The organism is Antarctobacter sp., assembly GCF_034670325.1.
In the GTDB taxonomy this organism is placed as follows: domain Bacteria; phylum Pseudomonadota; class Alphaproteobacteria; order Rhodobacterales; family Rhodobacteraceae; genus Antarctobacter.
On sequence record NZ_JAXMNR010000005.1, the window covers coordinates 396306 to 409343 of the forward strand.

Here is a 13038-nt window from a genome sequence, read left to right on the forward strand (position 1 = left end):
ACGTCAAATGGCGGCCGCGCGCGACTGGCCTTAGCCGTTCTCCAGCGCGACGGGAATGTCGTAACCGTGTTCTTTCAACAGGGCATGGCGGCGGGCGGCCTTGAGATCGGAAGCGACCATCTCTGCGCACATTTCCTGCGCCGTGATCTCGGGCACCCAGCCCAGCACTTCCTTGGCTTTGGCGGGATCGCCCAGCAGGGTTTCCACCTCGGCGGGGCGGAAATAGCGCGGGTCAATACGCAGGATCACGTCCCCCGGTTTGACCGCCGGGGCGCTGTCGCCGGTGACAGACACGACTGTGGCGATCTCGTTCACGCCCTCACCGGAAAATTCCAGTTCGATCCCCAGTTCCTTGGCGGTCCACTTGATGAACTCGCGCACCGAATATTGAACCCCGGTGGCGATCACGAAATCCTCGGCCACGTCCTGTTGCAGCATCATCCACTGCATGCGGACATAGTCCTTGGCGTGGCCCCAGTCGCGTAGTGCGTCGATGTTGCCCATGAACAGGCAGTTCTGCAAACCCAGCGCGATATTGGACATGCCGCGGGTGATCTTACGGGTGACAAATGTCTCTCCCCGGCGCGGGCTCTCATGATTAAAGAGGATGCCGTTGCAGGCATACATACCATAGGCCTCACGGTAGTTCACTGTGATCCAATAGGCGTACATCTTGGCAACAGCGTAGGGGCTGCGCGGATGGAACGGAGTCTTTTCGGTCTGCGGGATTTCCTGAACCAGACCGTAGAGTTCCGAAGTCGACGCCTGATAAAAGCGCGTGGTCTTTTCCATGCCCAGAAAGCGGATCGATTCCAGCAGGCGCAGAGTGCCTGTGGCGTCCACGTCGGCGGTATATTCGGGGGCCTCGAACGACACGGCCACATGACTTTGCGCGCCGAGGTTATAGACCTCATCGGGGCGCACTTCAGACAGGATGCGGGTCAGGTTCGAGGTGTCGGTCAGGTCACCGTAGTGCAGCGTAAAATTCTTACCGCTGGTGTGCGGGTCGTGGTAAATGTGGTCGATGCGTTCAGTATTGAAAAGCGATGCGCGTCGCTTGATGCCGTGGACTTCATAACCTTTTTCAAGGAGCAATTCCGCCAAGTAGGAACCATCCTGACCGGTCACACCGGTGATAAGAGCTTTCTTCATCAATCAACCATTCTTTTCTGCATCGGCTACCGAAGTGACCGGGGTAGGCGTCGGCTGTCGAATATCCCAACTTTGAGGAGCGGCGCAACGCCAAAGCGGCTGGAGGCGCGGGGGGGGCCGAACCGGGCGAAAAAATGCCCAATCAAAGCCCACGCATCAGGCGGGTGCCTCATGGTGTCCAGATATTTTCAGGTTGAGTCTGACCGGTCTGGCACCACGTCCATTGCTGCCATGCTGGAGCGGCAAGGACTGACAGAGGTGCACCAGTCCGATCCATACGATGGCGAGCTGCGAAATGTTGTTCTGATCATTGAAGGTAACATTGCGCAGGGAGTGCCGCCGCTGGCCGGCATGGACCAATTCGACGATGACCGGATGCGGCTGCTTTGCCACGACTTCCATCGGCGTCGGCCAGTGTCCCGGCCCGGTCTTACACTGCTATAACGACGGAAAATCTGGTCAGAACGCAATCACTTTCGCAGGCCGACTGGTCCGCAGATTCAAAACGTTGTGGGGCTGAGGCGTAGTCAAATCCACTTCGACGACAATACCGCCTCAGGACACCCGACAAATCCAATCTGGCGCGCCATGTCTTGGGCGCGCCAGAAATTTCGATGTCAGAGTGCCGCCCGACTTGCGGAGCTCAGGATCGCCGGGAACGCCTGTTGCAACGCGCGACCCCACTTGGTGATCGGCTGCTCTTCGATAAAGATCACGTCATTCGGACGCATTTCGAAAGAGGTCGCCAGGATGATGTTCGCAGCGTTCCCCGCGTCCAGATGATAGGCGACAATCTCTCCGACTTTGGCAGGATCACTGCTGCCGCGCAGAACATAAATTTCTGTCGGATCGCCGGTTGTGTTGTCAAACCCACCTTCATTGTACAGGACATCCGCGAGCGTCGCTTGGTGCCCATAGGGCAGAGGAAAGCGGTTTTGCTTGGTCACTTCGCCACTGAGGTAAACGAAATCCCGCTTTTCGCCGTCAAGTTTCGTCCGCGTCTCAAACAGCCGTCGCTGTTCGTCAAGCGAACCGCGCCGAATACCAATTTCCGTCTCGAGGGACCGCAAAACATCACTACGCGCCGAAGAGCGCAGCGAGATAACATCGAGTTTCGTTTTGTAGAATTCGAATGCACGGTCGAGGTCATAGGTCGTGTCCACGTAAACCGCATCTCCGGCCACCAGCAATTTGTCCTTCAATTGCGGTTGCGCACGGTACGTTTCGACCGGGATTTGATACAGAGTACCATCACGGTATATGCGGATAGAGGCAAATTCCACGTCCCGAACCGCCAAGCCGCCAGCCGTGATCAGCGCCTGACCAAGGGTCAGGTTTCTGGGAGTGACCGGAACCAGCGTCGACGATTTTACAGCGCCTCCAACGGCAACCTGCTGCGAGTTGAACTCGGCCACTTTGAGGCTGAAGGACGGGTCGATCTGGTTTGAAACGAGGGCTTGAAAGAGCCGGTCTTCAGCTTCTTGAAGGGTCAGCCCCCCAACTGTACTGCGCCGATCTCTAGGATCGCGATGCTGCCGTCGTCGCGCACCGTGTAGCCCTGACGTTGGTTCTGTGCGGCCAACAGGCCCGAGAGTTGCTCAATAGTCGACGCCGCGCCACGGGTTGCCAGCAGCACAACATCGCCGACGCCAATCCGGTAAGGCTGGGGGTTGATGTCCGGCAGGGGCGGTATTCCAACTGGCGACGCGTCTCATCCGGAAGGTAGGGTGCCGCCGGCAGCGCACCGGCACCCGCAGTGCTGCCATAGGCGCCTGCGTATACCTATGTATACGCCCAGTATACTTACGGATAGCCGCACTTTGCAGGGAATCAGTTGTGATATGTTGACCAGCAAAGGAAAAGCAAAGGGAAACAGGGCACTTGGGCAACAATACCAGTTGAACGGGATGCAAACACTTCGTTTTAAACCTCCTTAGCTTCTCGTTAACCAACATATGCCAGCGTCCGAACTGTGCAAAATGTGAACCGCTTCTTGGAAAACCCACCATGAAAATGAACCAGGTAAAAGCATGAAGAACTACGAATGGATACTTGACGTACTAACTGACCTCAGCAAATTCGCCGAGAATGAAAGTCTAAACCATACCGCAGAAGGAATCCGTATTCTTGCGAAGATCGCTGAAAAAGAAATGAATAACGCGGAAGGGAAGATTTCCATTGCGCGCCAAAGGGAGAATGATCGACCAATCCAATTATCATCTAAAAGCGAGCCTTCTACAATGTGAAACTCGTGAATAGCTCAGACCGCCAGTGGAAAGGAAGCACTGACTTTGCGCAACACCACTCCCTGAAACCAACAAGGAGCAGATCAGACACAGCAGAAAAAAGAATTAATCTTTCATCAGACAAGATAGGAGGTGTCTATCTAAAGAAATTCGGGTGCCCCCCCAAAAAAAAGCGCGACCCGCTGATACCCGGCCGCACTGTACGACGCTCGCGGTAGCCGAGGATCTTCTCAAGATATTCGACCGCGTGGTCGAAGTAGTCCGGTCGCGGACCGATCAGGCTCATCTGACCGAGCAGGACATTAATGACCTGCGGCAACTCGTCGATACGTGACTTGCGCAGAATCCCCCCAAGCGGGGTGATACGGTCGGTCTCAAGCGGGCTGTCAGCGCCGCGGCTGATCTGGCTCACGGCACGCATCGAGCGGAATTTGATTGCCTTGAAGGGCTTACAGTCTCGCCCCATGCGTGGCTGGACATAGAACAGAGTCCCCTTGTTGTAGAAGGGGTTCAAAACAAACAAAGCCAGCGCGAGCACGAGCAGCGGTGGCAAGAGAAGTACACTCATGGCGATATCGTAACTGCGTTTCGCAACTCGAAAAGCCACAGTATTCACGATATTGGAGTTTTGGCGCGACAGGCCAGCGGAAATTGCTGTGTCGTCCAAAAGCCTTAGGTCAAACATGCTGCCCCCATAGAGGTAATAAGTAAGTCGGCGCTCTGCACCTGCACACAAACGAAGCTATACGTTGGTGTACGTCATCCCTCGATGCCAAGTCAATTAACAAAAAATTAAAGATTAAGTGCTGATTGGCTAGTGGCGCAATTTTGCCTAGAATTTTAGTCGAGACCAGATTTCTCACCTTTGCCAAGGAGTTGGCGAGTAGCGAGGCGCAAATCTATATTTTCCCTAATTAGGAATACTGAGCTTAAAAAATCAACTCAAGGGTGTGCGCCATGCCCCCTCAAGCCTTCGCAAGCGCAGAAAACCGCAGGGTTCAAGCACCGCGAAGGCCAGCCGCTCCAAGCGGTCAGACCATCGTTCAACCGACCTGTCAGGGTTTGACAGCAGGGCATGCGCGACGACCAGTTGGCCAAACCAGCGCTATACCCGCTGCGCCGCTCATCAGGCGTGAATATAGCTGACGTTGTCCGGTTCGACCAGCGCGGCAGTCAAGATCCCCGTTGCATAGGCTCCGGTGTCTGTCGGAATCCGGCCATGAGCGACCTGAGGCTGTTCGGTGATGGTGTGGCCGTGTACCACCCAAAGCCCATCGGCGCGTGGCTTGTGGCGAAACTTTGGGTGCCCCCAAAGAAGGTTGCCTTCTTCCTGTTCGCCGATTGGCAGATCGGGGTCAGCACCGGCATGCACCACGACGACATTGCCCGACTGCCAGAACAAAGGAAGCCCACGCAACCAAGTGATGACCTCATCGCCGACGGCCTCGGCCAGCTTGTCACGCATGTCGATCCAGGCCGTCTCCTTGCCGTCACCCAGAACGGGCTGCACCCGGTAACTGGCCAGAGTTTGCAGCCCGCCGTGCCGCAGCCAGCGCGGGCCGTGCGACACGGGATCATCCAGAACGTTCAGCAACATCTTTTCATGATTGCCCATCAGGCAGTGCATCAGGTCCCCTGCCGCTTGGCTCAGTACGAACAACCTGCGCAGAACACGGCGGCTTTCCTCGCCGCGGTCGACGTAGTCGCCCACCATCACCAGCAATGCTTCGGGGTGGCGCAAGCTATCCAGCTTTTGAAGCAATTGATCCAAAAGGCGGTCGCATCCATGCAGGTCCCCAACAGCGAAGAACGGGACATCCGGGCGGATCTGGGACATCGGCCTATCGGCTCCACCAGACGATTGTTTTGTGCTACGCAGAATCATGGCACACACTTAAGCACTTCATCCACTTAGGCAAAGTGGGAAGAAGTTCGTGGTGAACTCCACAAGGGTCTCGCCTCGGACTAATCCCCCATTAACCTATTGGAACGATGAGGTTTGCCTTGTGACGCGTTGAACGCGACACTTCGCGCGATGCGACGCAAGCTGCAAGAGGCAAAGCCATGTTTTTTCTGACCGGCCTTTTGGGCATGATGGCGATTGGATCCTTCGCGTTCTTCAGCTTTGGATCTGACGACGATGACATCGAAGACGAAGACGGTTTCGACCCGATGAAAGAATCGGAAGAGTCGTCTGCCTCAAGCGATCCAGTCGATGACCTCTTTCAATTGCAGCCGGAAGGTGATGACGCCGAGGTGTCGCAGGACGCAGCACGCGACCACCAGCCAGCAACTGCGGTTGCAGTACAGACAGAAGCTGAGGATGCCGCCGCAGCAACCGACAAGTACGACCTTTCTCTTTACGGCACCGACGGGGATGACCTGATCATTGGCACCGACGCCGACGAACTCATCCAAGGTTTTGACGGCAGCGACACGCTGGATGGTGCCGAAGGCGATGATACAGTCGAGGGCAATGATGGTACGGATGACATCTACGGCGGTGGCGGTGCGGACATGCTCTCGGGCGGCACCGGGGACGACACGCTGAACGGTGGCGAAGGTGATGACATCCTGCGGGGCGGCACCGGCGACGACGCTTTGCACGGTCGCGCAGGCGACGACACGCTTATTGGCGACCGTGGCGAGGACACAATGTTCGGCGGCGACGGCAACGATCTGATCTCTGGCCTGCGGCTTGATGGCGACGGCCACGACATCGATCAACGCGACTACCTGAATGGCGGTGATGGTGACGACACAGTTTTTGCAGGGGACGACGACATCGTATCGCTCGGCGCGGGTGCGGACGTTCTGGTTCTGGGCGAATGGATGACCGGCGCCGGTGCAGAGGTCCTCGACTACAACGACGAAGAGGATCAACTGATGGTGGTCTACGATGACGCAGAACACGGCGATGCCCCCGAACTGGAAATGCGCCTGAACGCAACAAATCCGTCGATGACAGAGATCCTGCTGGGGGACGACGTGTTGGCAACTCTGCCGACCGAGGATGCCCCGGATCTGGGCAATGTCGTTCTGATCGCCGAAAGCACGCTGGCCGACCTTGACCTTGAAGAGGCGGCAGTCCGCCATTTCGGCTAATCGCCCGGCCACCTGACAAAGCGGACGCGTAGAAATAAAAACCAATTAAAAAAGCAAGTTAAGTTCCATTTTCCGCCACAGATTGGCCGCAGCCAAGGCCCCGCCAATGGCAATTCTGCCCCACAATATGAGGGGTGAGACATGGCGTCCTACAACGTGTCCCTTGCGTCGGCGACCGCGACCGGGACTTTTGTTCAAGATTATCATTTCGGGACCAATGCGCTGCATGATGTCAACATCAGCACGACCGGCGACATGCTGCCCCACGACGGGTTTGCCGCGGCGGTGGATGCGCTTGACCTGACGCATATGCGGTATCCCGGCGGACATACCGAGAACACGCTGGACGTCACGCGTCTGGAAAACGGGCAGATCCGCGCCGAGGTTCGGGCCTTTATGGATTGGGTTGTCGCCAACAGCACGCCGGACAACATGATTCAGGTCACAATTGTCCTGCCCACCAAGATCGATATTCCGGCCGAGCAGATCGAGGCGTTTGTCTACCTGCTGCTCGAACAATATGGCGATCACATTTCGGGCCTTGAGATCGGCAACGAATACTCGATCGGCAAACGGGTCGAAGGCTTTGACCGAAGCACCCACCCAGAGGACATCCCCGACAGCGATTTTGTCTCGTCCATGACAGAGTCGGAATATGGCATTGCCGCAAACCGGGTGATCAACGCGGCACAGGACGCCATCGACCGACTGGCCGCAGACCGCCCCGGACTTGGCCATGATCCGGCGATCCTGATCCAGTTGGGCGACACCAACGGCGCGGGCAGCGCCTACAAGGGCAACGGCAGTTGGGACGAGGCCAACGAGGCGATCCTCGAATGGTTGGACACGCGCGCGCTCGACGCCATCGACGGGGCTGTCGCACATTACTACTATAACCAGTCGCACGTCGAAACGCAGGCCTTTGAAGGCACCTATCAAGAAGTGCGCAGTCTCGACCAGCGCATCGACAATTTCAACGAACACCTCGGCCGCGACGTCCCGCTCTACATTACGGAATGGAACGTGCTGAACACCAACATGAACCAGCAGGGGATGGCCGCCGCCTCAACCCTGTTGGAGATGTTCGAGTACATGGTGCAGGTCGAAACCGCCGATGCATTTATCTGGCCGCTGCAACACCGCACCTCAAATACCATTGCCGGGAACCGCACTGACGACGGCATGGATCTCTCTGCCGGTGGCGGCGCATTCAAGATGATGGCCGACAATCTGCGCCCGGAAACCAGCGCCGAAACCGGACATATCGAAAGTTTCGAAAGCATCCGCACGGAATGGTCCGGCAGCGATGGCGAGGTCGAGGTCAACTACTACGCCAGCCCCTACCATGACGTGATCTACGTCTCGCTGCGCGAATTAGAGCCGGGCACCGTCAACTTCGACATTCAGCCCTTTTTGGACGAAGCCGTCTCTGTCGAGGTCACCCGCATGACGATGGACCCCTCGTCGTCCGACGGGTTCAGCGACCTGGCCGACGACAACGGTCTCAACCGTCTTGGTCGCCGCTACATCGATGCCGAAGAATACGCCGTGCTTTCGCAACTGGCCTTTTTCGACGACACCAACAAGAACCATGTCCAGACGGTCGGCGATGGCCAGTACCGGACCTATTTGCCCACGGCCACAGGCATCGTCGCACTGACGGGAAACCCGGACTCCATCGACGATTACTATTTCACGACCGAGACCGACGTTGATCCGCTCTTTGTCGCAGTCACTGGCAACTTCCTGCAAAGCGGCACCGTTGCGCTGAATATGATGCCCTATGACGTGGCTCAGATCGTGATTGAAAAGAAGTGGGTGCAGGAAGGCGGGACCGCCGATGAGATCTTTACTGGCGGGATCGGCATGGACGTGGTGCTGGGGCGCGATGGAAACGACACGATTTCGACCGGTGAAAGCAGCGACACGCTCAAAGGCGGTTTTGGGGACGACCTTCTTGACGCCGGATCGGGCGATGACTCCATCAACGCCGGAGGCGGCAACGACACTGTGTTTGCCGGGGCTGGCGATGATTTTATCGTCGCGGGCAGCGGCACCAAGGTCATTCATGGCGGCACCGGGACGGACACTCTGAAGCTTGACGCGAACGCCGACACCTACACCGCCACGGTGGTCAACGGCCAATTGCGTCTTGTCGGTGACGGTTTCGAAGCGCGCATCGACGGGGTGGAAACACTTGTCTTCAAGGACCAGACCATTTCCGTCGCCAACTACCTGAACGGGCTGGGCGGCTCGGGGAGCCAGCCCAAGGGCCAAACAGGCACCGCTTTCGACGATAAGTTGAACGGTTCATCCGATGATGAACTGCTCAGCGGCGACGCGGGCCACGATATTCTGGTCGGTCACAGCGGGCATGACACATTGATGGGCGGCGACGGAACAGATCTGCTGATTGCCGAGACGCGCGGCCTGTACGGCACCGACGCCTCGGAACAGGTCTACCGCATCTACAAGGCGGTTTTCGGGCGCGAGCCGGACGTCAATGGGCACCAGTATTGGGTCACGCAGCTTGCCTCGACCGCCAAGTCACACGCTGAAATCGCTCAGGGGTTCATGGCGTCGCCGGAGTTCCAAAACACATACGGCACGACGACCGATGTGGAGTTTGTCACCCTCCTTTACCAGAACGTGCTTGGGCGCGCGCCAGACACCGGTGGACTGAACGCGTGGTTGTCGAACCTGTCGGACGGCATGTCGCGTCAGATGGTGGTTCGGCATTTCGCGGAAAGCCCGGAAAACAAGGTCTCGACACTGGACGGCCAGATCGAATTCGACACGCAATGGGACGCAACCACCTACACGGATGATGTCTTTCGGCTGTTTCAGACCGTCTTTGACCGTGCGCCCGATGCGGGCGAGTTTGAGGAATGGATGCAGAACCTCTCGAACGGCGGAACGCTCGACGGAGCGGTCAACGCGCTGATGGCATCGCCGGAGTTTCAGGACAGCTTTGGGGCCACCACCAATGCAGAGTTCGTCACCCTCCTGTACGTAAACGCACTCGGCAGCCCCCCCGCAGGCAGCCAGATGGCGGTCTGGACAACTGCGTTGAACGCGGGGCTCAACCGGGCAGACGTGATTATGGAGGTCATGAATTCACCTCAGGTCGTCACCGCCTTGGAACCGGCGGTCAAGGCTTTCATGCTGGCGCTGGGGCCCGACGATGTGCTGGAGGCGGGCAGCGGCAACGACATCCTGTCCGGCGGGCTCTATTCCGACAGTTTCGTCTTCGATCCAACTGACGACGGGACACATACCGTGACCGACCTAGAATCGTGGGACACCATCGATATTTCCCAGTTTGACTATGCCGATGTTGATGCCGCCTTTGCCCACATGCACCAACAGGGCGACGATGTCGTCTTTCGCGACCAGGGCGTGACGGTGATTTTCTCGAACGTCGAGATGGAAGACATCACCGACGACATGCTCTCCCTGTTCTAACTTACGCATCCCGCCCACCCTCATCGGGCGGGATGCTTGACTCTCCTTCCGATCCCCGCCAATCCCGATAAAAATGCTCGGATCGTGCGGGAATAGCTGTGCCGCTACAAGGCCCGGGTGCGAAGGAGGCAGCACATGCAAAAACAGCATCGGACCGTGACCGAACGGCTGATCGTCGGGATTGCCGTCCTGATCGCCGCCTTTTGCGCCCTGCCCCACATCGGCGTCCTGCTGGCGGCGCTGTCCGCCGAAAGCGATACGTTGGCCCATCTCGCCGACACGGTGCTGGGTCGCTACACCGGGACGACGCTGATCCTGCTGGTAATGGTCAGCATCGGCACCTTCATGATCGGCACCGGTGCGGCCTGGCTGATAGTGATGACCGAATTTACCGGACGGCGGGTGTTGGAGGTGGCACTGGTGCTGCCACTGGCCTTTCCTGCTTACGTGATCGCCTATGCCTACACGCACCTGCTGGACCATCCCGGTATCGTGCAGGCCACCCTAAGGGACATCACCGGATGGGGGCCGCGCGACTACTGGTTCCCGGAAATCCGATCCACCGGCGGAGCAGCGGCCATGCTGATGCTGGTGCTCTACCCCTATGTTTACCTGCTGGCCCGCGCGGCCTTTGTCAGTCAGAGCGCAACAACCATCTTTGCCGCCCGCTCTCTGGGCCGTACGCCGGCGGGCGCTTTCTTTGCCGTGACCCTGCCCATGGCGCGCCCCGCCATCGCGGCGGGTGTGCTGCTGACCGCGATGGAGACCATCGCCGACTACGGCACCGTGTCCTATTTCGGGGTCCAGACATTTGCCACGGGAATCTACACCAGTTGGTTCTCCCTGGCCGATCGGGCCGGGGCCGCGCAACTGGCGCTTGGTCTGCTGGCTTTTGCCCTGCTTTTGGCCGTGCTGGAACGCAACAGCAGGGGGCAGGCTCGTTATCACGCGGGACGCCGGAATGAGCCGATCCCCCGCGCCCGTCTGACGGGAGGGATGAATGTCGCCGCGCTCGCCGCGTGCAGCCTGCCCGTTCTTCTGGGCGCGCTGATCCCGGCCACGGCGCTGCTGACCATGGCCATCGGGTCGGAACAGGATCTCTTCAGCCGCCGTTACATCCGCTTTATCGAGAATTCACTAACACTCGCCACTGTGGCCGCGCTGGTGACTGTCACCGCGGCAATCATCCTTGGCAGCGTCAGCCGCATCCTGCCCGGCAGGTTTTCGGCCACCGCGCTTTATGCCGGTCGGCTGGGCTATGCGGTTCCGGGCGGTGTCATCGCCGTTGGCCTGATGGTGCCCTTCGCCGCCTTCGACAATGCGCTGGATAGCTGGATGCGGGACACATTCGATGTCTCGACCGGGTTGCTGTTCACCGGCTCGATCTGGGTGCTGATCGGGGCCTATATGATCCGCTTTCTCGCCGCCGCCATCGGGGCCTATGAGGGCGGCATTTCCGCCGTCAGTCCCAATATGGACGCCGCCGCGCGGGTCTTGGGCCAGAACGCCGTGGGCACGGTGCGCCGGGTCCACATGCCGCTGCTCAGACCCAGCCTGCTGACCGCCGCGCTGATCGTTTTTGTCGACGTGATGAAGGAACTGCCCGCAACGCTGATCATGCGCCCGTTCAATTATGACACGCTGGCGGTGCAGGCCCACCGGCTGGCGGCCGATGAACGGCTGGAGGGGGCCGCCGTGCCCAGCCTTGTGATCGCGGTGCTGGGCCTGTTGCCGGTGGTGCTGCTGATCCACCGGATGCGCAAGGACACCTGAGCCCGTTCAGAGATCTCTGTCGGTGGGCCCGGCTCACAACTGCTGACCCCGCCCCCATCCCGGGCTTACCCCGGTACCTCCGCCCCACACCCACGAAAAAAGGCGCGAGGGTTGCCCCCGCGCCTTATTGTTCTGCCTGTTGCTGCGAGCTTACTTCCAGCCAACCTCGTTAAAGATCTTCTGCGCCGTCGGGATCTTCTTGGCCACAGCACTCAGGTCCACATCGTCAGGTTTGAAGAACCCCAGCGCCGCCACCGATGGGCTCAGACCGACACCCGGAACCGCCGGGTATTCATCGTTGCCCGCCGAGAAATACTTTTGCGCCTGATCGCTCGACAGGTATTCGAGGAACTTGATGGCGTTCTCGCGGTTCGGTGCATGAACAGCCACGCCGCCGCCGGACAGGTTCATATGCGCGCCGGTGCCGTCCTGATTGGGAAAGACCCAGCCGATCTGGTCCAGACCCTCGGTCACGCCGCTGACATCCATGCGGAAAGTGCGGGCAAAGTAATAGGTGTTCGACAGGACGATATCGCATTCGCCCGACACGATGCCGCGCAGTTGGTCGGTATCGCCGCCCTGCGGATCGCGGGCAAAGTTCGCCACCACGCCAGCGGCCCAGTCCCGAGCGCCGTCTTCGCCCAGATGCTCGACCAGCGACGCCAGCAGCGTCTGCATGTAAGAGTTGGTGCCCGACCGGATACAGACCTGACCCTTGTACATCGGGTCGGCAAGATCCTGATAGGTCGCGGGCGGGGTCGTCACGTCCTGCTTGTCGTAAAAGATGATCCGCGCCCGCTGGGAAAAGCCGAACCACTCGTTTCCGGCGTCCTGCAGATAGCCCGGTACGCGCGCTTCCAGCACGGCGCTTTCAATCGGCTGAAGCACACCGGCATCCTTGGCGCGCTCAAGACGCGAGGTGTCGACCGTCAGCAGCACGTCCGCGGGCGAGTTGCGCCCCTCTGCCTGCATCCGCGCGATCAGCTCATCTGCATTGCCTTCAATGCGATTGATGGTGATGCCGGTCGCGTCCTCGAAGTCCGAGTAAAGCCGCTCATCGGTGTCGTAGTGGCGCGAAGAATAAATGTTGACCTCGCCCTCTGCCATGGCCGCCACGGGGGTCAACCCCGCCGTTGCGATCAAGGTCAGCGCGGAAAGTCCCGACGTCAGTTTCATGCTGTGCTCCTCTTGGGTGCAATTCCTTATGCTTTTAGTCAATTTCAGAAACCGCGACGCGATGCAAGCTTTGCTGATCATTTTAGTCAGAATTGTTTTCCCTGTTTGTGATGGCGCAATC

General features: G+C 58.8%; 11 protein-coding genes. 5 read left to right on the forward strand and 6 right to left on the reverse strand.

Features of this window, described 5'->3' with window-relative positions; all coding sequences use genetic code 11:
- Positions 1-30 precede the first annotated feature (30 nt).
- Complete coding sequence (gmd, locus tag VOI21_RS15040; RefSeq protein WP_323770754.1) at positions 31-1152, reverse strand: GDP-mannose 4,6-dehydratase; 1122 nt, start codon at positions 1150-1152, stop codon at positions 31-33.
- Positions 1153-1323: 171 nt separating this feature from the next.
- Between gmd and VOI21_RS15045 the strand changes: the two genes are divergently transcribed.
- Complete coding sequence (locus VOI21_RS15045; RefSeq protein ID WP_323770755.1) at positions 1324-1596, forward strand: hypothetical protein; 273 nt, start codon at positions 1324-1326, stop codon at positions 1594-1596.
- A gap of 173 nt (positions 1597-1769) precedes the next feature.
- Here VOI21_RS15045 and VOI21_RS15050 read toward each other — a convergent pair whose 3' ends face one another.
- Together VOI21_RS15050 and VOI21_RS15055 are read right to left on the reverse strand one after the other, a co-directional pair.
- On the reverse strand, positions 1770-2567 hold the full coding sequence (locus tag VOI21_RS15050; protein WP_323770757.1) for an SLBB domain-containing protein: 798 nt from the start codon (positions 2565-2567) through the stop codon (positions 1770-1772).
- Between the two features lie 74 nt (positions 2568-2641).
- On the reverse strand, positions 2642-2788 hold the full coding sequence (locus tag VOI21_RS15055) for a hypothetical protein (protein WP_323770758.1): 147 nt from the start codon (positions 2786-2788) through the stop codon (positions 2642-2644).
- A 394-nt stretch (positions 2789-3182) separates the two neighbouring features.
- Between VOI21_RS15055 and VOI21_RS15060 the strand changes: the two genes are divergently transcribed.
- A complete protein-coding gene (locus tag VOI21_RS15060) occupies positions 3183-3398 on the forward strand; it encodes a hypothetical protein (protein ID WP_323770760.1) in 216 nt (71 codons plus the stop codon).
- Positions 3399-3534: 136 nt separating this feature from the next.
- Here the strand turns inward: VOI21_RS15060 and VOI21_RS15065 are convergent, their stop codons facing one another.
- Together VOI21_RS15065 and VOI21_RS15070 are read right to left on the reverse strand one after the other, a co-directional pair.
- The gene (locus VOI21_RS15065; RefSeq protein ID WP_323770761.1) at positions 3535-4083 is read right to left on the reverse strand and encodes a sugar transferase; all 549 of its coding nucleotides are present in this window, start codon (positions 4081-4083) and stop codon (positions 3535-3537) included.
- Between the two features lie 441 nt (positions 4084-4524).
- Positions 4525-5235 carry a metallophosphoesterase gene (locus tag VOI21_RS15070; protein ID WP_323770762.1) on the reverse strand — a complete coding sequence of 237 codons (711 nt, stop codon included), beginning with the start codon at positions 5233-5235 and terminating at the stop codon, positions 4525-4527.
- A gap of 227 nt (positions 5236-5462) precedes the next feature.
- On the opposite strand from VOI21_RS15070, the gene VOI21_RS15075 reads away from it, so the two are divergent.
- The 3 genes from VOI21_RS15075 to VOI21_RS15085 all read left to right on the forward strand — a co-directional run bounded on the left by VOI21_RS15075 (position 5463) and on the right by VOI21_RS15085 (position 11741).
- Positions 5463-6503: a calcium-binding protein gene (locus VOI21_RS15075; RefSeq protein WP_323770763.1), complete on the forward strand. Its 1041-nt coding sequence runs from the start codon at positions 5463-5465 to the stop codon at positions 6501-6503.
- Between the two features lie 141 nt (positions 6504-6644).
- Positions 6645-9968: a DUF4214 domain-containing protein gene (locus VOI21_RS15080; RefSeq protein WP_323770764.1), complete on the forward strand. Its 3324-nt coding sequence runs from the start codon at positions 6645-6647 to the stop codon at positions 9966-9968.
- 135 nt (positions 9969-10103) lie between these two features.
- Positions 10104-11741 carry an iron ABC transporter permease gene (locus tag VOI21_RS15085; protein WP_323770765.1) on the forward strand — a complete coding sequence of 546 codons (1638 nt, stop codon included), beginning with the start codon at positions 10104-10106 and terminating at the stop codon, positions 11739-11741.
- Between the two features lie 150 nt (positions 11742-11891).
- On the opposite strand, the gene VOI21_RS15090 is transcribed toward VOI21_RS15085, so the two are convergent.
- Complete coding sequence (locus tag VOI21_RS15090; protein WP_323770767.1) at positions 11892-12917, reverse strand: Fe(3+) ABC transporter substrate-binding protein; 1026 nt, start codon at positions 12915-12917, stop codon at positions 11892-11894.
- Positions 12918-13038 lie beyond the last annotated feature (121 nt).

What these genes read in the sequence shown, in the direction of transcription:
- gmd (WP_323770754.1), bottom strand. Translation starts at nt 1,152, where the DNA reads ATGAAGAAAGCTCTTATCACCGGTGTGACCGGTCAGGATGGTTCCTAC.
- VOI21_RS15045 (WP_323770755.1), top strand. Translation starts at nt 1,324, where the DNA reads ATGGTGTCCAGATATTTTCAGGTTGAGTCTGACCGGTCTGGCACCACG.
- VOI21_RS15060 (WP_323770760.1), top strand. Translation starts at nt 3,183, where the DNA reads ATGAAGAACTACGAATGGATACTTGACGTACTAACTGACCTCAGCAAA.
- VOI21_RS15065 (WP_323770761.1), bottom strand. Translation starts at nt 4,083, where the DNA reads ATGTTTGACCTAAGGCTTTTGGACGACACAGCAATTTCCGCTGGCCTG.
- VOI21_RS15070 (WP_323770762.1), bottom strand. Translation starts at nt 5,235, where the DNA reads ATGTCCCAGATCCGCCCGGATGTCCCGTTCTTCGCTGTTGGGGACCTG.
- VOI21_RS15075 (WP_323770763.1), top strand. Translation starts at nt 5,463, where the DNA reads ATGTTTTTTCTGACCGGCCTTTTGGGCATGATGGCGATTGGATCCTTC.
- VOI21_RS15080 (WP_323770764.1), top strand. Translation starts at nt 6,645, where the DNA reads ATGGCGTCCTACAACGTGTCCCTTGCGTCGGCGACCGCGACCGGGACT.
- VOI21_RS15085 (WP_323770765.1), top strand. Translation starts at nt 10,104, where the DNA reads ATGCAAAAACAGCATCGGACCGTGACCGAACGGCTGATCGTCGGGATT.
- VOI21_RS15090 (WP_323770767.1), bottom strand. Translation starts at nt 12,917, where the DNA reads ATGAAACTGACGTCGGGACTTTCCGCGCTGACCTTGATCGCAACGGCG.